Source organism: Micrococcales bacterium (genome assembly GCA_016703125.1).
Classification (GTDB): domain Bacteria; phylum Actinomycetota; class Actinomycetes; order S36-B12; family UBA10799; genus JADKAV01.
On the sequence record JADJCR010000005.1, the window covers coordinates 247,521 to 270,098 of the forward strand.

A 22,578-nucleotide genomic window follows, 5' to 3' on the forward strand; every position below is an offset into this window, starting at 1 on the left:
GGGCCGTCGGCGCGTGGTCGCGGTGTGGTTGGTGGTGGGCATCACGACTCCATGCCGGCCACGGCTGCTGCGAAGGCCCGCCCCCGCTGGGCGTAGTCGCTGAACATGTCCCATGATGCGCATCCCGGCGCCAGCAGAACCGTGTCCCCCGGTCGGGCCAGCCCCGCGGCCCGTCGCACCACTTCCTGCATTGCACCAGTGTCCGTGGCCCCGACCTCTTCCACCGGCACATCCGGTGCGTGTCGCCGCAGTGCCTCGCGGATCCGGTCCCGGTCGGCCCCGAGCAGCACGACAGCCCGCAGACGGCCCGCGTGGCTGATCACCAGGTCATCGAATGTCTGCCCCTTGGCCAGCCCACCGGCGATCCACACGACCGACTCGTAGGCCCGCAGGGACATGTCCGCGGCATGCGCGTTGGTCGCCTTCGAGTCGTCGATGTACAGCACCTCGTCGACCCGGCCGACCTCGGCGATGCGGTGCGCGGCCGGCTCGAAACGGCGCAGACCGTCGCGCACGTGTCGGGGATCAATGCCGAAGGACCGGGCCAGTGCGGCAGCCGCGAGGGCGTTGGCGATCTGATGCGGAACCGGTGGCTGGACATCGCCGGTAGTGGCCAGTTCCAGCGCGTGGCTCGCGCGCTCCTGCAGGAAGGCGCGGTCGGCGAGGAGGTTGTCGACCACCCCCACCTCCGATCGGTCCGGAATACCGAGGGTGAAGCCGATCGCGCGGCAGCCCTCGACGACCTCGGCCTGCTCGACCATGCGGATCGTCGCCTCGTCCTGCGCGTTGTACACGCAGGACACCTGGGTGCGCTCGTAGACCCGGGCCTTCGCGTTGCGGTAGTCCTCGAAGGAGCCGAAGAAGTCGACATGATCCTCGGCGAGGTTCAAGCAGGCCGCGGAGTGTGGGGACACGGTGTGCACGAAAGGCAACTGGGGGGCACCCACTTCCACGGCCAGCACGTCGAAGGGTTCCGGGTCCAGCACCGCGGAGACCAGGCTCACGCCGATGTTGCCGACGGCGTCGGTACGCAGCCCGGCGGCGCGCAACATCGAGGCCAGCATCAGCGTGGTCGTGGTCTTGCCGTTGGTGCCGGTGACGAACAACCAGGGCGCCCCGTCCGGGTCGCGCAGCCGCCACGCCAGTTCCAGTTCACCCCAGACCGGCATGCCCGCGGCCAGCGCCGCAGTGGTGATCGCAGCCGACGGCGGCAGGCCCGGCGACACCACCAGCAGGTCCGCGTCGGGCAGCGAAGAGCCATACCCGAGTCGGACCGTGGCACCGAGCACGTCGAGGATCTGTGCCTTGTTCTGCTGGTCCGGGCCGTCTTTGTCATCGACCACCGTCACATGCGCGCCGCGCTGCAGCAGCCCGTCAGCACAGGCGAACCCGGCGATCCCCAGCCCGGCGACCACCACCTGCAGCCCGGACCAGTCCGCACGTCCCGGCGGGGGGAGATCCGTCACAGCCGCACCCATTCCGCGTAGAACAACGACAGCGCCGCAGCCACGAACAGCGCCTGCACGATCCAGAACCTCACCACGATGGTCACCTCTCCCCACCCCTTCATCTCGAAGTGATGGTGCAGCGGCGCCATGCGGAACATCCGCTTGCCGGTGAGTTTGTAACTGCCGACTTGGCCGATGACCGACAGCGCGACAATCACGAACAGCCCACCCATCAGAGGCAGCAGCAGCTCGGTGCGGCTGAGAATGGCCAGCGCGGCGATGCCGCCGCCGAGCGCCAGCGAGCCGGTGTCGCCCATGAAGATCTGTGCCGGGGAGGCATTCCACCAGAGGAACCCCACGCACGCGCCGGCCATGGCCGCGGCCACGACCGCCAGGTCCAGCGGGTCGCGCACGTCGTAGCAGCGGACGAAGCGCCCGAAGGAGCAGTTCTGACCGTACTGCCACACCCCCAGCAGGGTGTAGGCCATGAAGGTGATCGCACTGGCCCCAGCGGCCAAACCGTCGAGGCCATCGGTCAGGTTGACCGCATTGGTGGCGGCGGTGATGAGTAGCCAGACCCACAGCACCAGCAGGACTGTGGGCAGCACAATCGGGGTGTCGCGCACCAAGGAGACCGCGTTGGACGCCGGCGTTCGCCCGTACTCGTCGGGCCACAGGGTGGTGCCGTACGCGAACGTCAGCGCGACGACCGCCTGACCGATGAGCTTGGTGCGCGCCCGGATGCCGGTCGAGCGCTGCTTGAAGATCTTCAGGTAGTCGTCCGCGGCGCCCACCAGGCCGAGCCCGACGATGAGGTAGATGGCCAGCAACCCGGACGCCGATGGCAGTTGCCAGGCGTACAGATGGCTCACCGTGTACCCGACGAGCAGGGCGATGAGGATGGCCAGGCCACCCATGGACGGGGTGCCGCGCTTGCCCTCGTGCTCGGGGTACGGCACACCCTCGGTGGAGACCCGGATCGCCTGGGAGTAGCCGTGGCGCTGCAGGAATCGGATCAGCAGCGGCGTGCCGAGCAGCGTGACCAGCAGGGCGACCAGCCCGGCGATGACGACCAGTTTCACGGGGCCTCCCCCAGCAATGCCTCAGCGACGCGCTCCAGTCCGATGGCGCGCGAAGCTTTCACCAGCACGACGTCACCGGGTCCACCTCCGGGCCAGCACCTCGATCGCCTCATCGACGCTGCTGACCGCCACCGACTCCTCGCCCCAGGACCCCTCGTGTGCGGCTCCCATGTGGATGGGTCGGGCGCCTGGACCGACAGCGATGAGCCGGGAGATGTTCAGGCGCACACACAGCCGCCCGATCGCATCGTGTTCGGTGGCCGATGTGGGGCCGATCTCGCGCATCTCCCCGAGGACGGCCCAGGTGCGCCTGCCCCGTCCCATGGCTGCCAGCGCACGCAGCCCCGCGGCCATGCTCTCCGGGTTGGCGTTGTACGCGTCATTGATGACCGTTACGCCCGACGACGACTGCCCGACCTCCATGCGCCACCGGCTGTCCAGAGCGACCCCCTGCAGACTGTCCGCCGCCTGCCGGAAGTCGAGCCCGAGGGCGACCGCCGCGCCACCGCGGCGGCCATGTTGAACCCCTGGTGCTCGCCGTACAACGCCGGCTCGATGCGCACCGACTGCCCGGCGTGGTCAAGGGTGACCACCGGGTGTCCGTCCTGCAGGTCGAGGGCCGTGATCCGGACGTCGGCGTCCGGGGCCCGCCCGAACGTCACCACCCGACCGGGTGCTGCCGCAGCCTGAGCCATGACGCGCGAATCGTCGGCGTTGAGCACGGCGACGCCGTCCGGTCGCAGAGCCGCGAGGATCTCGGACTTGGCCTCGGCGATGCCCTCCTGGCTGCCGAACTCCGACAGGTGAGCCTGGCCGACGTTCAGGAACAGCGAGACGTCCGGTGGTGCGATGCCGCACAGGTAGTGGATGTGACCGGTTCCGCGCGCACCCATCTCCGCGACTAGGTACCGGGTGTCGACGGTGACCTCGTAGACGGTACGGGGCAGTCCCAGTTCGTTGTTGAAGGAGCCCTGCGGCGCCACAGTTGCGGCGAACGCCGACAGCACAACTCGCAGGAGGTCCTTGGTGCTCGTCTTCCCGGACGAGCCGGTGAGGGCCACGACCCGAAGGTCCGGACACCCGTCGATGACGGCCCGGGCCAGTCGTCCGGCTGCGGTCACCGTGTCCTCGTGCACGAGGATGTGCGGTCCGTCGACGGGCCGGGAGACCAGAGCAGCCGGGCTCCCCGCGGCAAGTGCACTGCCGACATGGTCGTGGCCGTCGTGGGTCTCACCCTTCACGGCGATGAACAGGGCACCCGCCGTTGCCTGGCGGGAGTCCGTCACCACGGCATCGATCAGCACGTCGCCGGGAACACCGGAAAGTGACCCGCCAGTGGCCCGCGCCACCTCCTGCACCGTCAGGGGGATCACGGGCGTGCACCCAGGGCCGCCCGCGCGACGTCGCGGTCGTCGAACGGCTGCACGACACCGGCGATCTCCTGGCCCGTCTCGTGGCCCTTCCCGAGGATGATCACCGTGTCCGCTGGCGAGGCGGCCGCGATCACCCGGTGGATGGCGTCCGACCGGTCGCCGATCTCCGTCACGTCCGCGCCCGCCACTTGGTGCGCTCCACGCAGAACCGCGGCCCGGATGACCGCCGGGTCCTCCGAGCGGGGGTTGTCGTCGGTGACGACCACATGATCGGCCAGGCGCGCGGCGATCTCACCCATCGCCGGGCGCTTGATGGCGTCCCGATCTCCTCCGCACCCGATCACACACCAGATTCTGCCCTGCGTCAGGCCGGCGATGGCATGCAACGCCCGTTCCACGGCGTCGGGTGTGTGTGCATAGTCCACGATGACCGCCGGTTGCGCACCCACGACCTCCATGCGCCCGGGAACGCCGTGGAAGGACGACAGTGCGGCTGCGGCAGGCTGCGGGGCGTGACCCGCGGTGACGAGCATCGCCAGCGCGCACAGTGCGTTCGCCACGTTGAACAGCCCCGGTGATCCGACGCGCACAGTGACCGCCGTCCCCGCGTGAACGGCCTCGAACACCGACCCCGCGGCGTCGGCGCGCACGGAACGGATCGTCCAGTCCGCGGGACCGCTCACGGCGTAGGTGACATGCGGCACGACCACGCTGCCGGCCAATCGGCGCCCCCACTCGTCGTCGGTGTTGATGACGGCGCGGCGGCTGCGCAGCGGGCTGAACAGCGACGACTTGGCAGCGAAGTACTCCGCCATCGTTTCGTGGAAGTCGAGGTGATCGGGGCTCAGATTGGTGAAGGCGGCGATGTCGAACGTGATGCCGTCCACCCGGCCGAGGACCAGCGCGTGACTGGACACCTCCATGGCCAGCGCCAGGACGTCCTCGTCGACCATCAGCGCCATAAGTGCCTGCAGGTCGGGGGCCTCCGGGGTGGTTCGCACCGTGGGCAACCGCCGTGCCCCGATATAGGTGCCCGTGGTGCCGATGAGTCCGACCGGCGTGCCGAGCGCTTCGAGCGCCGCGGCCAGCATGTACGTGACAGTCGTCTTGCCGTTGGTACCCGTCACGCCCAACGTCTGCAGACGGGCCGACGGATCGCCGTACACCGTGGCGCTGACCTCCCCGAGCCGGGCCCGCGGGTCCGCGCAGACCACGATGGGCACGTCCGTCTCGAACATGGCCGCCCCTTGCGGGTCGGTGAGGACGGCCGCAGCGCCATGTGCCACAGCCTGCGGCACGTACCTGGCGCCGTGCGTGCGCGCGCCCGGAAGTCCGGCGTAGAGATCGCCGGGCTGCACCGCCGCCGATGACAGGCTGACGCCGGTGACCGAACCTGCCACCGGGGGGACCCCGAGCAGCGCGCAGATCTCGCTCAGGAGAACCGGCGACGTCGGGTGTCGGGTGAATGGCGCCTCGGACACCGGGGGCTCACTGCCCCAGATCGCTGGAGAAGATCGGCATCTGCGGCGACTTCTTGCCCGATGGGGCGACGTTCATCGCCTGCAGCCCGTGCACCATCACCTCGCGGAACACCGGCCCGCCGGTCAGACCTCCGTACCGGGAGCGTTTGGGGTTCTGCACGATGACCCCGACGACCAATCGGGGGTCGTCGGCGGGCGCCACACCGATGAACGACGCCGTGACGGAGTTGTCGTAGCACCCGCAGGCGTCGTTGATCCGGTAGGCGGTACCTGTCTTGCCTGCCACGCGGTAGCCGGGAATGGCGGCCATCTGGGCGGTGCCCTGCTCGCCGACGACCTGCTCCATCATGCGCATCGTCTGCTTCGCAGCCTTGGCGTCGACGACCGGGATGCCCTCCGGTCGGGGCGCATCCTGGACCCGGCCGTCCGGGCTGATGTAGCTCTTGATCAGCGTGGACGGCATGCGCACACCGTCGTTGGCGACAGTCGCGAACACCGAGGTGGCCTGGATCGCGTTCACAGACAAACCCTGACCGAAGGCGATCGTCGGGAACGAGGTCGGCGACCATTCCGAGGGGGCGGAACGTAACCGTCGGACTCGCCCGGGAACTGCAGTCCGGTCGGCTCCCCGACGCCGAACTTCTTGATGTACTCGTACAGCTTCTCGCCGCCGATGGTCTCCGCGGCCTCGATCGTGCCGGTGTTCGCGGACTTGGCCAGGATGCCCGCCAGCGTCAACTGGTAAGTGGGGTGCGCGTCGTGGTTGCGGAAGACGCTGCCGCCGCGGGTGAAGCTGTACGGCACGGTGAAGACAGTGCGGGGGTTGCCGCCCGCTCGCTGAGCACGGCGGCCATCGTCATGATCTTGCTTGTGGAGCCGGGTTCGAAGACCTCTGTGAGCGCCCGGTTGTTGCGGTTGGCGTCGTTCGCCTGACCCGGGTAGTTGGGGTTCATCGTCGGCACGGACGCAAGGGCCTTGATCTCGCCGGTACGGGGGTCGATGGCCACGACCGTCCCGCTGTCGGCATCGACCTCCTTGACCCGCTGCTCGATGGCCTGCTGGGCCACCCACTGCAGATCGCTGTCGATCGTGAGTTGCACCGAGGTGCCGTCGACCGGGTCCCGTTCGCGTTCCGAGCCGGTGGGGATCTGTCGGCCACCGATGCCGCTCTCGAAGATCTTCTGCCCGTCCTGACCACGCAGTTCCGTGTCGAGCCCGTACTCGAGGCCGGCCCCTGCCTCACCGTCCTCACGGACGTAGCCGAGCACATTGGCGGCCAGTTCGCCGGAGGGGTAGTACCGCTTGGTCGTGCGCTGGCCGAAGACGCCGACGAGGTCCAGCGAGGACACCGCGTCCCACGTTTCCGGGGTGACCTGTTTGGCGATGTAGGCGAAGTGCTTGTCCGTGGTCAGGGCGTCGACGATCTGCTGCTTGGGGATGTTGAGGATCGGTGCCAAGTAGTCGGCGGTGGCGTCCTTGTCGGTCACCAGGCGCGGGTCGGCCGTCACATCGACGGCTTCCACGGACTCCGCCAGCGGCCGCATGTTCGCGTCGTAGATCGTCCCGCGCTTGGCCGGCAGGGTGAACACGGCGGTGCGATCGGCCACCGCGGCCTCGGCCCGCGGCTCGCGGTTCAGCAACTGCAGGTCCACCAGTCGGGCGGCGAAGATCGACAGCACGAACGCGACCCCGAGAGCCAGCAGACGCAGGCGCTTCGACGGATCACCAGGCTCGTAGGTGCGCGCCGCACCCCCGTCACCCGGTCCGTCGAGCCGATCGTTCGGCCGCAACGGGGTCGGGTCGAAGTGCTCACTGGTGTCCTGTCGTGATCGGGGGTCTGTGCCTACTGGCCGGTTATTCCCAAGGGTTGCTCGGTATCCGTCCCGGGCGTGGTTGCCACGCCGGGAGCGGGCGCCGATTGCACCGGCTCCGGGCTGGCCGGCGCCGTGGGCTCTCCGGCTGCGGCCGGGTCGGTGCCACCGACGACCGGGGCGGTGGGGGCCGTGGAGGTCAGCGGCTGACCGGTCGATGGGTCGAGCGGCACCCCGGCGGGGAGGGACTCACCGAGGATCTGGGCGTCCGCCAACCGGATGAACACCGGCGCGGTGGCCGGTACCAGGCCCATCGCCCTGGCTCTCTTGGTCAGCGTGACCGGCGACGATGCGTCCTGGATCTGGGTGCGCAGCAACTGCTCGCGCTGCGCCAGGTCGGCCTTCTGGACACGCAGTTCGTGGGCCCGGAAACTGCCCTTGGCCAGGGCCGTGTTGAGCACCAGCAGCGACAGCAGCCCGATGCTGAGCACCGCGAGCGCACCGATGGCGAAAGCACTGGAACTCATCACACCTGTGCGGCTGGCCCGCTGCGCGGGCAGCGAGCGCTGCAGCACCGTGCGGCGCGAACCCGCGTGGGGTACGACCGTCATGATGCCTCCCGCACCTTCTCAGCGGCACGCAGCCGGACTGAACGAGCCCGTGGGTTCGCCGCAACTTCTGTGTCCGACGCTACCTCCGACCCGCGGGTAATCAGACGAAGCCAGGGCCGCGAGTCGGGCGGGATCACCGGCAGATCGGGTGGTGCGGTGGACTGGGACCCGCCGCGCAGGGCCTGCTTGATCATCTTGTCCTCCAGCGAGTGGTAACTCAAAGCGATGAACCGGCCCCCCAGACGCAGTCGCCGCAGTGCGACCGGCACCGCCTGCTCGAGACTGCGCAGTTCCGCGTTGACTTCGATGCGGATGGCCTGGAAGGTGCGTTTGGCGGGGTGTCCCTTGCGCCGGGCACCGGCAGGAACCCCCGCCTCCACCGCAGCCACGAGGTCGGTACTGGTCTGCAAGGGGCGGCGCTGGACGATCTGTCGTGCGATCCGGCGGGCGAACCGCTCTTCGCCGTACTCCCAGAGGACGCGCGCGAGTTCTGACTGCGGGTAGGTGTTGAGGACCTCCTCGGCGGTGAGTGCGGCGGTGGTGTCCATGCGCATGTCCAAGGGCGCCGGCCGGGCGTACGAGAAGCCACGATCAGTCTGGTCGATCTGCATCGAGGAGACCCCGAGATCGAAGAGCACAGCATCGATCTCCGGGACGTGCTCGGCATCGAGCACTTCACCCATCTGGTCGTACCGGGCGTGGTGGATCGAGGCCCGGTCACCGAAGGGCGCGAGCCGCTGCCGGGCGGCGGCCACGGCGGCCGGGTCGCGATCCAGGCCGATCACCCGCGCGGCCGGGAAGCGCGCGAGCACCGCGGCGCTGTGGCCGCCGAGGCCAGTGGTGGCATCCACCATGACGCGCTCCTGGGTGGGTGAGTCGGTTCCGAGGACGGGGTCGAGGAGGTCGAGGACACGGTTGAGCGCCACGGGTATGTGGGCGGCCTGCTCCACGGGGCCTCCTTCTCTTCGATCGGGGTCTCTGCGCTCCGGTCCCCGTCCGCACGCGGCGGATGGGGCCACCTTGGATCCGGGGAAGTGACCCAAGGTGATGGTGGTTGCCAGGCAACCGGGTCGGGCGTCGGCCGGGGGCCGCAGCGCAGTGGCGGGGGGACGGGGGTCAGAACAGTCCGGGCACCACCTCCTGGGACAGGTCGGCGAACTGCTCGTCCTGCGTGACCAGATAGTCGTTCCACGCCCGTTCGTCCCAGATCTCGACGGTGTGGTGGTTGCCCACCACGACACACTCACGCGCCAGGCCCGCATACTCGCGCAACGTCGGCGGCACGGTGATGCGCCCCTGCTTGTCCGGGACCTGGTCGAAGGCGCTGGAGAACAGCACGCGGGAGTACGCACGGACTGCCGCATTGGACTGTGAGGCCTCCCGGACCCGGGCCGCAGCTGCCTCGAATTCAGCGATCGGCCATAGGACAAGGGACCGGTCCTGACCCTTGGTGAGGACCACGCCGTCCGCCAGGCCGGGGCGGAACTTGGCCGGCAGGATCAGTCGGCCCTTGTCGTCGACCTTGGGGGTGTGCGTGCCGAGGAACATGCGCACACCTCCAGACCCGTGGACCACCTTGGAGCCCCACAGTACTCCATTTCCCTCCACTTAGCACCACTGATCTCCCCACCAGCACCCGCTCACACCACAACTGGGCACGGAGCGGTCAACTCGCGATCATTCCGCCCAGTTCTGGGTCCGATTCGCCCGAAGTACACCGAATCCACTCATCCGGGAGCGCCACAACTGGGCAGCCCCGGACCGCTCGCGCCCACTTGTGGTGCCCAGGCGAGGTCTAATCGAGGCGGATCACCTGGTCGCGACCGGCTGTCTTCGCCGCGTACATCGCCCGGTCCGCGCGGGCGATGAGGGAGTCGACATCGTCGCGGTCCTCGGCCATGGTCACGCCCAGGCTCACCGACACCTGTACGGGGCGTCCATCGAGGTCGAACGGGATTCTGACCGCCTGCCGCACCTTCTCGGCGACCGCAGTCGCGCTCTCGATCGTGTCGGCACCGGCGAGCATCAGGAGGATCTCGTCGCCACCGAACCGAGCGACGACGTCGCTGCTCCGGACACAAGCCCGCACCCGGTCGGCGACGACCTTCAGGACGCGGTCCCCCACAGCGTGACCGAGCCGGTCGTTGACCACCTTGAAGTCATCGACGTCGCAGAATGCGACGGCCAGTCCCGCGCGGCGCCCACCGGGCTCCAGCCAGGCAGCCAATTGGGCGACCGCCTCACCACGGTTGAGCAGTCCGGTGAGGTTGTCGGTGCGCGCTCGATGCTTCAGCGCTTCTCCGGCCTCGACCTCCGCTTGGATGTCGCGCCATCCCCCCGCGAAACCGGTCGGTTGCCCGTGTTCATCCTCCAGCGCGTGGATGGTGGCCTCGATCCAACGGGTGTCGCCGCGCTTGGTCTGCATCCGGAAGCGGGCAGTCTCGCGCTCACCGGCGAGGACTTCGGCCATGGCTTGGGAGACGAATGCCCGGTCCCCGGGGTAGACCTGTTCCATGCCGTTATGACCGATGAACTCCTCCGGGGCGAAGCCGAGGATCTTCGTCAGACCCTCGGAGACCCACTCCGTGGTGCCACCCCGTCCTGTCCCATAGACGACGTCCGTCGCGTGCTCGGCGAGAAGTCGGTAGCGCTGTTCGGAGTCTGCCAGCGCATTCTCGTAGTCCACCTGGGCCGAGATGTCGTGGCTGAACACCACCAGCGAATCAAGCGCGCCCGCCGCGTCACGCACCGCCCGCGCGGTGCCCTCGAACCACGACCACCCCCTTTTCTGGGAGCGGACCCGAAACCGCACAGCGCCGTCCTCCTGGCCGGCGCGGATGGCAGCATGCAGGGCGAGGACACCCTCGAGGTCGTCGCGGTGGATCAGACCCAGCAACCGGCCCTGGACCTCGTCGGGATCCCAGCCGAGGATGCGGCGGATCGAGGGTGATACCCACTGCACGTCGCCATCCCGGGAATGGAACGTCACAAGGTCGCTGCTGTGCTCGAGCAGGAGTCGGTAGTGCGCTTCGGATGCGGCGAGCCTCGAGGCGGACTCGTAGCGCTTGGTGACATCGCGCCACGTGATACTCAAGCCGTCGAGCACCGCAACCGCACGCAGGTCGTACCGCCGGTCACTGGGTCCGATGGGCGACAGCCCATCGTTGAGCACCAGGGGTTCCCGGTCGTCCACGACCTTGATGAATGCTGCCATCAGTGCCGATCCGGTCAGGTCCGGCATGAGTTCGAGCACTGTGGATGCGAGCACTTGCTCACGGGTCAAGCCCAGGGCCAGGCAGCCGGCGTTGTTCACCTCGATACACCGCAGGTCGACGGTCCGCCCCGTCTCGTCGCGCACGGCCTCGACCACCCCATGCGGGTCCAGGTGGGCGTCCAGGGCCGCCCGCAGGATCTGTGACTCGACTTGCATCTCCAGTCGCAGGCAGGTGGCACTGTCGATGTCGCGCCAGGACACGACGGATCCAGTAACCTCGCCCGTGGTCTCGTCGCGTACCGGATGCCAGGTGGCGCAGACGAAACGGGTCCCGGCGTCAGCGGTCCGGATGCGGACCACGATCTGCGAACCCGACTCCCCTGCAAGGATCCGCTGCTGGGTCGCATCACACGTATCCCGGTCCTGTTCATCCAGCAGGTCCCTCGCGAACGTCCCGACGAGATCCCCGGGCGCCCAGCCGGTGACCGCTTCGACCGAGTCCTTGACCGAGCGGATGCGGCCCTCGCGGTCGGTCCGCAACTCCACACCCACGTGATCCGCCAGCATCCGGTCGCGGCCGTCCACCCTCGCCCGCTCACCGGGAACGCCATGCTGGTCGATGTGGGTGAGGGTCGCGGACAACACCACTGACCCGTCGTCGCGCCGGAGTTTGCGCGAGGTCTGCCGGCTCCACACGACGTGGCCGTCCTTGGCCACCCATCGCAGTGTGAGGTACATGGACAGTCCGACGTCGGCGTTGAGAACCGCCAGCATCATGTCCCGGTCGCGGGGGTCCAGCACCCGCAGCAGCAGACCGGGGTCACCGCGCAGTTCGTCCGCGGAGTAGCCGAGCACTCCGCACACTGTCGCTGACACGTGCTCCAAGCGCGTGACCGGCTGGAGTGCCAGAACGTAATAGCCATCGAACAGCAGCGCTGCGAGGTCGTTGTCCCCGGCCGATCCCCCACCCATTGCGATGCCTCCCCCGAGCCTCCTGCCCGGCCGTCCAGGCGGACGTCAGCGCAGCACGACAGCGTCGGAAGGAGTCACAGTGCGGTGGCGGCGGTCACCCGTCGCGGCCGTCCCGGCGGTTGCGGTCCTGCCAGCGTTGCTCGAACTTCGCCATGAAGCCGGACTGGCCCTTCGCCGGCTTGGCCTTGGTCGTCGTAGGTGCAGCGGTGGCGGCCGCGTCTTTGGGAGCGGACGACCCGTGACGTACCCCGGAGATCACGAGGAACACGGCGGCAAGCATCACGATGAATCCGAGCACACCCAGCGGCGGCAGACTGGCCGAGACCCCCGCCAGCAGCAGGCCCATACCCACCAGGGCGCCGATGACACCGCCGATGATCCGGCGCCGATCGGCCCCGGACGAGCCGTTTCGCAAGGACGTGGCGAACTTCGGGTCCTCGGCCATGAGGGCCCGTTCCATCTGCTCGAGCAGACGCTGCTCATGCTCTGAGAGAGGCACGTTCCTTCCCTCCTTGAGGTCTACTACCAGACCACGATACGGGTAGCCGTCCCGGATGGAAACCCGAGAGGGCGCACAAGCACCCAGAGCCTGTCACGACGCGCCATCATCGTCCGAACGGCCCATGTCCAACAGGCTCGCCGGACGCACCACGCCGCTGCCGAACCGGGCCACGGCCCGATCTACTGCGGTCTCCGCCTCCCGCCACCCGGCCTCTGGTTCGTCGAAGGCGATCTGGTGGGTGCTCACCGCCGCCGGTGCCAACTTCTCCATGCGCACGCCCACCAGTCGTAGACGTGCCCGCTGCAGGCCCAGTCCGGCGTACAGTGCAGCCACCTCTGTGTAGATGTCCCTGCCCACGTCCGTGGCCTCGGGCAGCGTGCGGGAACGGGTGATGGTCGTGAAGTCGGCGAACCGGATCTTGAGGCTCACCGTCCGCCCCACCCAACCGGCAGCCCGCAGGCGCGCGGCCACGTGGTCGCACAAGCCCAGCAACTGCCGGGTGATCACCTCGGGATCGTCGACATCACCGGCGAACGTGTGCTCCGAACCGATGCTGCGGTCCGGCGTGTGCGAACTCACCTGGCGGGTGTCCCGGCCCCAGGCGAGATCCGCCAGATGCTCGCCGGCGGCCTGGCCAAGGGCTCGGCGCAGGACATTGCGGGGCAGATGTGCGACATCGGCAACCGTCCGGACCCCCAGGCTGTGCAACTGCTCCTCGGTGCGCGGCCCCACGCCCCACAGCGCTCCCACGGGCAAGGGGTGCAGGAAGGCGACGATGGAGTCTGCCGGGATGAGCAGCATGCCGTCCGGCTTGGCATGCGCGCTGGCGACCTTGGCCACGAACTTGTTGGGCGACCCGCCCACCGAGCACGTGATCCCCTGCTCGTCGAACACGCGGGCCCGCAGCAGCTCGGCGATCACCGTGGGACTTCCGAACTTCCGGATCGCCCCGGAGACGTCGAGGAACGCCTCGTCCAGGGACAGCGGCTCGACAGCGGCGGTGAAGGAACCAAAGATCTCCATGACGCCTTCGCTGACGCGGCTGTACCGCCGATGGTCCGGTGAGATCACCACAGCCTCCGGGCACAGCCTGCGGGCGCGGCCCATGGACATCGCCGCCCGCACTCCGAACGCGCGTGCCTCATAGGTCGCCGAGAGCACCACCCCGCGGGACCCGGAGCCGCCGACGATCACCGGCTGGCCGCGCAACATCGGCCGGCTGAGCAGTTCGACCGAGGCGTAGAAGGCGTCCATGTCGACGTGCAGAATTGTGCAGGTCGAATCGTCGCTGGGCGCCGGGAACGCCACCTTGCCCGTCTCACGCCTGCTCATCGTCGATGCCCTCCTCCCCTAGCCTGCACTGCCCGGACTGCTGTGCCACAGTTTCGGCGGCCGTTTCGACGACGGACCCGCAGGGCGGGTGTCCGCGTACGGTGACTGCCGGAAACCACTGGCGTGGACCAGTACCCGGCGCACCCCCGGATCCGAACCCCCGGTGGCCCGGGTCGGGTCCTCCAGGCGATCCGGGCCACCGGCCATCTCGACCGGGGAGTTGAGGATCTCGTACACCCCGGCCACGCCGGCGGACCTCCACACCGCGTGCAGGTCGGGCAGCGACCAGCACCCGGTGGCCCGCACCGAGATGCCGCGTCTCCCCGTCCGCCGGATCACCCCGGCGGCCAGCAACAGCCAGGAGTGGAACACGGTGTGGGCGTACGGTCCCTGGGCATCCTCGAAGAACGTCAGATCGATCGGCCCGGTGGAGTCGTCCAGGGAGGCGAAGATGACCCGCCTGCCACTGCGGATCGGCGGGGTCTGGGTCGCGACCTTGATCCCCGCCACGAGTACCCGGGCGTCCGAGCGGTGTGACAACAGATCCCGGGCCCGCACCACACCGAGATCGGCGAACATCGGCTCGTAGAAGGAAATGGCGTGGCGCGTGACGTCCAGGCCGAGGATCTCCACCTCCGCCTGCACCCGGTCGGCCACCGACATCTCCGGCAGCCCGCTGGGAAGTTCGGGCTCGGCAAGTGGCAGAGCGAGCTGCGCGGATTCGGCGACGTGGACCTTCGGCGCCTGCGACTGCGCGGCCACTCGTGCTGCCAGGTCACTACCTGCCTGCGGCACAGCGGCCGTCCGCCGGGCTCGTCGGCGACCCCCTGACCGGTGCAGGTCGGCGACCTGCAACAACAGGTCCCTACGGGTCACGCGGCCGATCCGGCGGGTGCCGGCGATGCCGTACACGGTGTCGAAGCCACCGGTGCGCACCAGTCGCTCCACGACCGGCCGGGCCACAGCAGTCCGGGTCCAGAAATCCGCCAGGTCGACGAACGGCTGGGCGTTCTCGATCTGGCGGATCTCCACTTCGTTGATCCCCTTCACGTCGGCCAGCGACAGCCGGATCCCGTAACCCTCACCCACCGTCTCCACCCGGTACTCCCCGGTCGAGACGTTGACGTCCAGCGGCAGCACCGCCACCCCCGAATTGCGCGCCTCGTCGAGGATCAGGCGCTTGGGGTACATGCCGGGGTCGTGAGTGAGCACACCGGCCAGGAACGCCGCTGGGTAGTGCCGTTTGAGCCACGCGGAGTGATAGGTGGGCAGCGCGAACGCCGCCGCGTGGGCTTTGCAGAACCCGAAACTGGCGAAGGCCCGCAGAACCTCCCAGACCCGTTCGACGGTCTTCAGGTCGTACCCTTTCTTCAGCGCCGCCGGGATGAACCATGTGCGGACCTGGATCTGCCCGTCGGGGGTTCCGAGCTGCCGGCGCACCTCGTCGGCCTCTGCCAGCGAACAGCCGCTCATGACCGACACCAGACGCAGGACCTGTTCGTGGAAGACCACCACCCCGTGGGTCTCCCGCAGAGCCGGTTCGAGGTCCGGGTGCAGATGCAACGGCTCGCGCCAGCCGTGGCGGGCCGACAGGAACGGAGTGACCATGTCGGACTTCACCGGCCCGGGTCGGAACAGGGAGATGTCGATGATGAGGTCGCCGAAGGTCTCGGGCGCGAACTTGCCGATGAGCTCGCGCTGCCCTGGCGACTCGATCTGGAAACATCCGAGCGTCTTGGCCTTCGTGATCAGGTCGAAGGTGTCGGCATCGTCGAAGGGCAGCGTGTCGAGGTCGATCTCGGCGCCGTCCACGCGCTGGATCTCCGTCACCGCGTGGGCCATCGCCGACTGCATCCGGATGCCCAGCACATCGAGTTTGAGGAAACCCATCTCCTCGACGTCGTCCTTGTCGAACTGACTCATCGGGAAGCCCTGCCAGGACGCCTCGACCGGGGTCCGGTCCAGCAGCGAGGAATCGGACAGCAGCACGCCGCAGGGGTGCAGGGCGATGTGGCGCGGCAGGCCGTCGAGGGCCTCCACGAAGTGCAGGAACCCATCGAGCATCCCCCGCTCGGCCAACTTCCCGACGACCGACGAACGGACTTCGGGGAGTTCGGCCACGGCCGCCCGGGCGTCGCGGGCGCGGATGTGCGGGAAGGCCTTCGCGAAATCGTCGATCTCGGAGGCCGGGAAGCCCAGCGCGGCGCCGACGTCACGGATGGCGTGGCGCACCTTGTAGGTGTCCCGCATGCTCACGCAGGCGCTGCGGTGGGCGCCGAACCGGTCCACGATCCGCCGGTAGATGTCGGTGCGCCGGGCCGATTCCACATCGATGTCGATGTCCGGCAGCACCCGGCGCAGCGGAGACAGGAACCGTTCCATGAGCAGGTCGTGGCGGATCGGGTCCACCCCGGAGATGCCGAGCAGGTAGTTCACCACGCTGCCCGCACCGGACCCACGGGCGGCCACCCGGATGCGCATCGACCGGATGAGGTCGACGACCTCGGCCACCGTCAGGAAGTAGCCGGCGAACCCGAGCGTCGCGACGACCTCGAGTTCGTCATCGAGCCGGCGCCGGGCCACGGACACCTCCCGGCCCGTGAAACGAGTGTGCAGCGATGCTTCGCAGCGGGCGCGCAGCAGGACGTCAGCGCGCGCCCCCTCGGCCCGGCGCTGGTCGTGCCGGTGCCGACGGGCGGCGTACCCGGCCATCACCGGACCGGTGGGTTCGCCCGGTGGGCGTCCCGACAGCAGGACATCGAGTTCGGGCACATGGATGTCGCCGATCCCGAAGTCGCCGACCGGATCCAGCACGCACTCCTGCGCCAGATCGGCGGTCACCCCCAGCAGCCGCCCGGCCGCCGACCCGGCGACCTGTTCGGCGACCCCGCGCATGTGGGACTGCGCGGCGAGGAAGCCACCGGAGTTCTCCCGGTCGAGGTGACGGGAGTCCAACGGGACCAGGCGCCGGATGGCATCGAGCAGGTCGGCGGTCGCGGCCTGCCGCGGACGGATGTAGCGCACCGCGTTGGTGAGTACCGCCGGAACGTCCCGCTCGGCTGCGTACCCCCACATCCGGCGAGCCATCGCCGTCGACAGGTCTGGGCCCGGCCCGTGCCGGCCGGGGTCGCGCGGCGCGGTCCGGTGGTCGACGATCTCCAGGTACACCTGCCGGCCAGCCACGTGCCGCCACCGGTCCAGCAGCCGGTCGGCAAGGTCGAAGCGGTGACGGGCGATGGCCCTGCCCACCTCCGAGTCCGGACCCAGAACCACTCGCAGATCGCCGGGGACGACGAACTCCTCGAGCAGGTCCCAGCCGACCGACGGGGTGCCGCGTTCACCCCCGACATGAGCGGCGGACACCAGCCGGCTCAGCGCCGACCACCCCCGGCCCCCACGCGCCAGGAGCACCATGCGGGGATGTGCCGGATCGCGGGTGGTCCCGCCGCGCACCGGAGTGCGCCGCGCCGGCGGAGGATCCTCCGGACGCTGGGCGAGATCCGCCCCGAGGATGCCGCCCACCCCCTGTTCCATGCAGGCCTGCATGAACCGCACGGCCCCGTACAGACCGTCCCGGTCGGTCAGTGCCAGTGCCGGCTGGTCCAGTTCCGCCGCCCGCTGGACGAGGTCCCGCGGTGCACAGACGCCGTGGCGCAGGGAGTAGTAGGACGCGACATGCAGGTGGGTGAACATCGACTATCCGGCTGTGCGCCAGGAGGGGATGGGCAGACCGACTCCGAGGATCCCGGCGATCTGCTCCAGGAAGGTCTCGGCGTCACGCACCAGGTCGTCTGCCTGGCGCTGGGTCACCGGCTCCCGGCCGATCTCCACGAAGACGCGCCGGCGCCCGATCATGTCGAAGTAGGCGCACCACTCCCCGAGTTCGGGGGCGATGGTGGGGACCATCTGCCAAACGCTGCGGATGCGCGACGAGCGACTCGGGCGCGCCCGGGTGGCCAGCAGTGCGGCACCGGCCCGCAGCGCCGCGATGTGTGCCGCGACGTACCGCTCGGCCGGAGTGGCTGCCTGGTAGGCGTCATCGAGTGCGATCACTGCGGTGCGCAGCAGTTCCCTGCCGGCATACGTGAGGGCAACCATCTCGTCACCGCCCGCTCAGTCGAAGGTCCGCAGGAGGTACCAGCGGCCAGCCCCAGGATCGAAACTCAGTTCGTACACACCAGGGGCGTCGCACTTCCCGGCGGAGGCCTCCACCCGCCAAGTCCGCAGGTCGGCGCCGGTGGGAGGCGTGGCGATGTCATGCCACCACGCAGCCGAGGTGTCCCACTGCTGCAGGACATGGTTGACCCGGTACAACCGGTCCCGCCAGACGAACTGTTCGGGGCCCCCGCCTCCCGGGCCTGCTTCACGTCGATGGCTCCCTCGACCCGGCCGTACGTACGACTCATGACTCCGCCTCCTCGATACCGATTCGAACCTGTGTTCGACATCCAGCACAACACTCGCACAGGGGTACGTCAAGGGATTTTCGAACATTTGTTCGCTGGCATTTCTCGTGCGTCTTCGGGCCTGGCTGCGGCGCGTGGAGACCGTGTCCCCCGCACCCGCCGCGTTGGAGAACATGCACGAGGTTGGAGAAGCCACACGTGGCATCTCCAACGCGGTGACCAGACTCCAACGCCGCCACCTCGGCCCGGAAGAGTGGCCTATCGGCCCAGGGGGCCTCAGCCTAAGGGAGGGTCTTGTAAGGCTTACCTATCCAGCAGTGATCACGGGTTCTAATCTTGGGGCACCCGTCGCCTCAACCCACGAGGCCAGAGGACTGAGGCGCACCTAGGAGACAGGCAGGTACTCCTATGATCAAGATTTCCAAACTCCGTCCCTCCCCCGCACTGGTCGTCGGCTTCGCCGCCCTGACCCTCGCCGTAGCCGGCACCGCCGTGGCCGCACCCGACCCCGGCGGCAGTCTGCAGGCCGTCTCGAAGGCAAAGGTCAAGACGATCGCCCGCAACCAGGCCAACAAGGCCATCGACGCGCGCGCACCCGGACTCTCCGTGCTGTCCGCGCAGACGGCCGCGCCCACCGGTCCCGCCGGTGGCGACCTGACCGGCACCTACCCCGACCCGACGATCGCCGAAGATGCGGTCAAGGCCAAGCAACTCGGCCCGGTACAGACAGTGTCGAACGGTGCCGGTCTGGCGAACGGCGCGACAGGCAACGTCTCAGTCCAATGCCCCGCCGGCACCCAGATGCTCAGCGGCGGCAGCACGGCCACCCTCGGCGGGAACGACTTGGTTCTCGTCCTCAGGTCCTTCCCGGTCGGCAACGGCTGGTTTGCCACCTACCGGAACATCTCCGGAGTCAACGCGACGATCACCGCGGTGGCTCTCTGCATCTGAGCCTTACGCACGACCGCATGCGTCGTGCCGGGTCACACACAGCACGACCTGACCCGGCACGACACTGCGGCCGATGGAGGTTCCGGTCGATCCGGGAGAGATCCCCACACCCGGGAGCGACCCAACCGATCCTTCACTCGCCGATGGAGGCATCTCTCCTGCCTGCAGGTGGCGCGCGTGCGGTGCCGCGGTTACTCCTGTGCCTCACACCACCGCGGTCCCTAGCCTCCCCACGCCCTGCCCGCGGCATCCACGCCGCTACGCCCGGTACCGTGCGGGTGGACCCGAAGGAGACCGCCCATGGCCCAGCAGACCCCGGCCCGCACCGACCACCACCTGCGGCCCACCGCGCTGGGCACGCGCACCTGGTTCGGCGTCGTCATCATCGGCCTGGTCGGCCAGATCGCGTGGACGGTCGAGAACCTCTACCTGAACGTCTTCGTCTACGACACGATCACCGACGACCCGAACGTCATCGCGACGATGGTGGCGGCCTCGGCCATCTCCGCGACGCTCGCGACGTTCCTCATCGGCCCGCTCTCCGACCGGATCGGGAAGCGCCGGGTGTTCATCGTGAGCGGCTACCTGCTGTGGGGGGTGTCCACGATGCTCTTCGGCTTCATCACCGTGGACAGCGTCGCGGCCCTCATCCCCGCGGTCAGCGCCATCACCGCCGCCGCGACGGCCGTCATTCTGCTGGACTGCATCATGAGTTTCCTCGGCGCGGGTGCCAACGACGCCTCGTTCAACGCCTGGGTCACCGACATCACCTCCCCCAGCAACCGCGGGCGGGTCGAGTCGGTGCTGGCGGTGCTCCCACTGGTCTCGATGCTGCTGGTCTTCGGCGGGCTGGACGGACTCACGAAGAACGGCGACTGGCAGATGTTCTTCATCGTGGTCGGCGCCCTCATGATCGTCGCCGGCCTGGTCGCCCTGGCCCTCATCCGGGACGCCCCCGGTGAGCCGACCCAGACCGACAGCCTGCTGCGTTCCATCGTGCACGGGCTGCGGCCGACCACGATACGCAGCAATCCCCCGCTCTACTGGACCCTGGTCGCCTTCGCCATCCTGGGCACCTCCACCCAGGTCTTCCTGCCGTACCTGATCATCTACGTCCAGCGCTACCTGCGCATCGACGCCTACGCCCTCGTACTCGCCGTCGTCCTCACCGGCGCGTCGGTGGTCAGCGTGCTCGGCGGGCGCATCATCGACCGGGTGGGCAAGGTCGCCTTCATGCTCCCGGCGGCGGGGGTCTACCTCGTCGGGCTCGCACTGATGATCTTCGCCCGCGGACTGCTCCCGGTGATCGCGGCGGGACTGGTGCTGATGTCGGGATTCATGCTCTCCATGGCCGCCATCGGCGCGGCCGTGCGTGACTTCTCACCGCCCGACCGCGTGGGCATGGTGCAGGGGTTGCGCATGATCGCCATGGTCCTGGTCCCCATGGTCATCGGACCGTTCATCGGCGCGGCCGTGATCCGCGGGGCCGATGAGTACTACGAGGACCTCGGACAACTCAAGCAGGTGCCCACACCGGGCATCTTCGTGGCCGCTGCGGTCGTCGTGTTGATCATCGTGATCCCCGTGGCGGCGCTGCGCAGGAGGTCGGCCAGATGATGCCGACCCGGCGGCCACTGCTGACCGTCTGGGGGGAGGCGCTGGATCCCGACCACCCGCTGCCCGAGTACCCACGACCACAATTACGACGCGACTCCTACCTGAACCTCAACGGCCGCTGGGACCACGCCTTCCGCATCTCCGCGCGGGAGCCCTCGACGTGGGACGGACCCATCGTCGTGCCGTTCTCCCCGGAGGCACCCCTGTCCGGGGTCGGCCGACAACTGCAGCCCGCGGAGTTCCTGCACTACCGGCGTACGTTCGACCTGCCGGAGAGGTTCGTGCGCGACCGCGTGCTGCTGCACTTCGGCGCTGTCGACCAGTTCTGCCGGGTACGCGTCAACGGTGTCGACGTCGGCGCACACGGGGGCGGCTACCTACCGTTCACGCTCGACATCACCGAGGCGCTGAAGCCGGGGAGCAACACCCTGCACGTCGTGGTCACCGATCCCAGCGACACCGGGACCGGGGCGCGCGGCAAGCAGAAACTGCAGCCGGGCGGCATCTGGTACACCGCACAGTCGGGGATCTGGCAGACCGTGTGGCTGGAGTCCGTGCCCGCCGGCCACGTCACAGACGTCCACCTCGAGCCGGACCTCACCGGGTTCACGATCACGGTGGCCGCCACGGTCACCACCTCCGTGGACGTCAGCGTGCTGAGCGGCGGCGTCCCCGTGAGCACCGCGTCAGGTCGGACCGGCTCGCGACTGCGCATCGACATCCCGCAACCGCGCCTGTGGTCACCTGAGGACCCGCACCTCTACGACGTGGAGATCCACTGTGGCGACGACGAGGTTCGCAGCTACGTCGGGCTGCGGACGACCACCGTGGGACCGGATGCGTCCGGCGTGCCGCAACTGCTGCTCAACGGCCGGCCCTACCTGCATGCTGGCGTGCTCGATCAGGGCTACTGGTCCGACGGCCTGTACACCGCCGCCTCCGACGACGCCCTCGTGTTCGACATCGAAACCATGAAGGACATGGGGTTCACGATGATGCGCAAGCACATCAAGATCGAGCCCCAGCGCTGGTACTACCACTGCGATCGCCTGGGCATGCTGGTGTGGCAGGACATGGTCAACGGCGGCGGGCCGTACCGGCGGGGCGTGGTGCAGGTACCGGCCGTCACGCCGCTGCGCCTCAAAGACAGCCACTACCGGGTCTTCTCTCGCCAGGACGCGGCCGGCCGTGACCAGTGGCTTGTCGAGACCGACCAGACCGTCGCCCTGCTGCGCAACCACCCGAGCGTGGTCGTATGGGTGCCCTTCAACGAGGGCTGGGGGCAGTTCGACGCCACCCTGGTGGCCGAGCGCGTCCGCGCCCTCGACCCCAGCCGGCCGGTGGACCATGCCAGCGGCTGGCACGACCAGGATGGCGGGGACTTCCACAGCCTGCACGTCTACTTCCGGGCCTTCCGGGTGCCCCGGCGCCGCGACCCGCGGGCGCTGGCGCTCAGCGAGTACGGCGGATACAGCCTGCACCTGGCAGAGCACTCCCCCACCGACACCGAGTTCGGATACCGGCGCTATACATCGGCGGCGTCACTGGCCGAGGCATTCCGTCTGCTGCACACCGACCAGATCCTCCCCGCCGTCACTCAGGGCTTGACGGCCACCGTGTACACCCAGGTCAGCGACGTCGAGGACGAGACCAACGGGCTGCTGACCTACGACCGCCGGGTGGTGAAGATCCCGGTCGAGCAGGTGCGGTCGGTGATCGGGCAACTGCGGCTGTGACTCACTGCTCCGGGATCATCACGATGACACGGGCACTCGCTC

General features: G+C 68.9%; 18 protein-coding genes and 1 pseudogene. 3 read left to right on the forward strand and 16 right to left on the reverse strand.

The features are described 5' to 3' along the window. Nucleotides 1-41 precede the first annotated feature (41 nt). From IPG68_10350 to IPG68_10425, 16 genes and pseudogenes are all read right to left on the reverse strand, one after another. Nucleotides 42-1,478: a UDP-N-acetylmuramoyl-L-alanine--D-glutamate ligase gene (locus IPG68_10350; GenBank protein ID MBK6763631.1), complete on the reverse strand. Its 1,437-nt coding sequence runs from the start codon at nucleotides 1,476-1,478 to the stop codon at nucleotides 42-44. Then, a complete protein-coding gene (locus IPG68_10355; GenBank protein ID MBK6763632.1) occupies nucleotides 1,463-2,530 on the reverse strand; it encodes a phospho-N-acetylmuramoyl-pentapeptide-transferase in 1,068 nt (355 codons plus the stop codon). Before IPG68_10355 ends, IPG68_10350 begins: the two co-directional genes overlap by 16 nt. Next, nucleotides 2,527-3,903: pseudogene (locus tag IPG68_10360) on the reverse strand (UDP-N-acetylmuramoyl-tripeptide--D-alanyl-D-alanine ligase). The gene IPG68_10355 and the pseudogene IPG68_10360 overlap by 4 nt, the downstream one beginning before the upstream one ends. Then, complete coding sequence (locus IPG68_10365) at nucleotides 3,900-5,384, reverse strand: UDP-N-acetylmuramoyl-L-alanyl-D-glutamate--2,6-diaminopimelate ligase (protein MBK6763633.1); 1,485 nt, start codon at nucleotides 5,382-5,384, stop codon at nucleotides 3,900-3,902. The pseudogene IPG68_10360 and the gene IPG68_10365 overlap by 4 nt, the downstream one beginning before the upstream one ends. Nucleotides 5,385-5,391: 7 nt before the next feature. Beyond that, nucleotides 5,392-5,928, reverse strand: a complete 537-nt coding sequence (locus IPG68_10370) for a hypothetical protein (protein MBK6763634.1) — start codon at nucleotides 5,926-5,928, stop codon at nucleotides 5,392-5,394. Next, nucleotides 5,901-6,188: a hypothetical protein gene (locus IPG68_10375; GenBank protein ID MBK6763635.1), complete on the reverse strand. Its 288-nt coding sequence runs from the start codon at nucleotides 6,186-6,188 to the stop codon at nucleotides 5,901-5,903. Before IPG68_10375 ends, IPG68_10370 begins: the two co-directional genes overlap by 28 nt. After that, nucleotides 6,119-7,174 (reverse strand): hypothetical protein, encoded by a 1,056-nt coding sequence (locus IPG68_10380; GenBank protein ID MBK6763636.1) that lies wholly within the window; start codon nucleotides 7,172-7,174, stop codon nucleotides 6,119-6,121. The genes IPG68_10375 and IPG68_10380 overlap by 70 nt, the downstream gene beginning before the upstream one ends. A gap of 53 nt (nucleotides 7,175-7,227) precedes the next feature. Further along, nucleotides 7,228-7,806 (reverse strand): hypothetical protein, encoded by a 579-nt coding sequence (locus IPG68_10385; protein ID MBK6763637.1) that lies wholly within the window; start codon nucleotides 7,804-7,806, stop codon nucleotides 7,228-7,230. Beyond that, nucleotides 7,803-8,756, reverse strand: coding sequence for a 16S rRNA (cytosine(1402)-N(4))-methyltransferase RsmH (rsmH, locus tag IPG68_10390; GenBank protein ID MBK6763638.1), 954 nt, complete (start codon nucleotides 8,754-8,756; stop codon nucleotides 7,803-7,805). The genes IPG68_10385 and rsmH overlap by 4 nt, the downstream gene beginning before the upstream one ends. Before the next feature lie 166 nt (nucleotides 8,757-8,922). Further along, nucleotides 8,923-9,354: a division/cell wall cluster transcriptional repressor MraZ gene (gene mraZ / locus IPG68_10395; protein MBK6763639.1), complete on the reverse strand. Its 432-nt coding sequence runs from the start codon at nucleotides 9,352-9,354 to the stop codon at nucleotides 8,923-8,925. 247 nt (nucleotides 9,355-9,601) lie between these two features. Then, complete coding sequence (locus IPG68_10400; GenBank protein MBK6763640.1) at nucleotides 9,602-11,992, reverse strand: PAS domain S-box protein; 2,391 nt, start codon at nucleotides 11,990-11,992, stop codon at nucleotides 9,602-9,604. Nucleotides 11,993-12,086: 94 nt separating this feature from the next. Then, nucleotides 12,087-12,491: a DUF3040 domain-containing protein gene (locus IPG68_10405; protein MBK6763641.1), complete on the reverse strand. Its 405-nt coding sequence runs from the start codon at nucleotides 12,489-12,491 to the stop codon at nucleotides 12,087-12,089. Between the two features lie 93 nt (nucleotides 12,492-12,584). Continuing rightward, nucleotides 12,585-13,826, reverse strand: a complete 1,242-nt coding sequence (gene dinB / locus IPG68_10410; protein MBK6763642.1) for a DNA polymerase IV — start codon at nucleotides 13,824-13,826, stop codon at nucleotides 12,585-12,587. A gap of 18 nt (nucleotides 13,827-13,844) precedes the next feature. Then, nucleotides 13,845-17,519, reverse strand: a complete 3,675-nt coding sequence (dnaE, locus tag IPG68_10415) for a DNA polymerase III subunit alpha (GenBank protein MBK6763643.1) — start codon at nucleotides 17,517-17,519, stop codon at nucleotides 13,845-13,847. A gap of 3 nt (nucleotides 17,520-17,522) precedes the next feature. Further along, nucleotides 17,523-17,924 carry a chromosome segregation protein SMC gene (locus IPG68_10420; GenBank protein ID MBK6763644.1) on the reverse strand — a complete coding sequence of 134 codons (402 nt, stop codon included), beginning with the start codon at nucleotides 17,922-17,924 and terminating at the stop codon, nucleotides 17,523-17,525. A 15-nt stretch (nucleotides 17,925-17,939) separates the two neighbouring features. Continuing rightward, a complete protein-coding gene (locus IPG68_10425; GenBank protein ID MBK6763645.1) occupies nucleotides 17,940-18,140 on the reverse strand; it encodes a nucleotidyltransferase in 201 nt (66 codons plus the stop codon). A gap of 500 nt (nucleotides 18,141-18,640) precedes the next feature. On the opposite strand from IPG68_10425, the gene IPG68_10430 reads away from it, so the two are divergent. The 3 genes from IPG68_10430 (at nucleotide 18,641) to IPG68_10440 (ending at nucleotide 22,536) form a co-directional block, all read left to right on the forward strand. Continuing rightward, nucleotides 18,641-19,183: a hypothetical protein gene (locus tag IPG68_10430; GenBank protein MBK6763646.1), complete on the forward strand. Its 543-nt coding sequence runs from the start codon at nucleotides 18,641-18,643 to the stop codon at nucleotides 19,181-19,183. A 300-nt stretch (nucleotides 19,184-19,483) separates the two neighbouring features. Then, complete coding sequence (locus tag IPG68_10435) at nucleotides 19,484-20,800, forward strand: MFS transporter (GenBank protein ID MBK6763647.1); 1,317 nt, start codon at nucleotides 19,484-19,486, stop codon at nucleotides 20,798-20,800. Next, nucleotides 20,800-22,536 (forward strand): glycoside hydrolase family 2, encoded by a 1,737-nt coding sequence (locus IPG68_10440; protein MBK6763648.1) that lies wholly within the window; start codon nucleotides 20,800-20,802, stop codon nucleotides 22,534-22,536. The genes IPG68_10435 and IPG68_10440 overlap by 1 nt, the downstream gene beginning before the upstream one ends. Nucleotides 22,537-22,578: the final 42 nt, after the last annotated feature.

Coding starts and splice junctions, on each gene's coding strand:
- IPG68_10435 (MBK6763647.1), top strand. CDS start 19,484: ATGGCCCAGCAGACCCCGGCCCGCACCGACCACCACCTGCGGCCCACC.
- IPG68_10420 (MBK6763644.1), bottom strand. CDS start 17,924: ATGGTTGCCCTCACGTATGCCGGCAGGGAACTGCTGCGCACCGCAGTG.
- IPG68_10350 (MBK6763631.1), bottom strand. CDS start 1,478: ATGGGTGCGGCTGTGACGGATCTCCCCCCGCCGGGACGTGCGGACTGG.
- IPG68_10385 (MBK6763637.1), bottom strand. CDS start 7,806: ATGACGGTCGTACCCCACGCGGGTTCGCGCCGCACGGTGCTGCAGCGC.
- mraZ (MBK6763639.1), bottom strand. CDS start 9,354: ATGTTCCTCGGCACGCACACCCCCAAGGTCGACGACAAGGGCCGACTG.
- dinB (MBK6763642.1), bottom strand. CDS start 13,826: ATGAGCAGGCGTGAGACGGGCAAGGTGGCGTTCCCGGCGCCCAGCGAC.
- IPG68_10430 (MBK6763646.1), top strand. CDS start 18,641: ATGATCAAGATTTCCAAACTCCGTCCCTCCCCCGCACTGGTCGTCGGC.
- IPG68_10440 (MBK6763648.1), top strand. CDS start 20,800: ATGCCGACCCGGCGGCCACTGCTGACCGTCTGGGGGGAGGCGCTGGAT.
- IPG68_10400 (MBK6763640.1), bottom strand. CDS start 11,992: ATGGGTGGGGGATCGGCCGGGGACAACGACCTCGCAGCGCTGCTGTTC.
- dnaE (MBK6763643.1), bottom strand. CDS start 17,519: ATGTTCACCCACCTGCATGTCGCGTCCTACTACTCCCTGCGCCACGGC.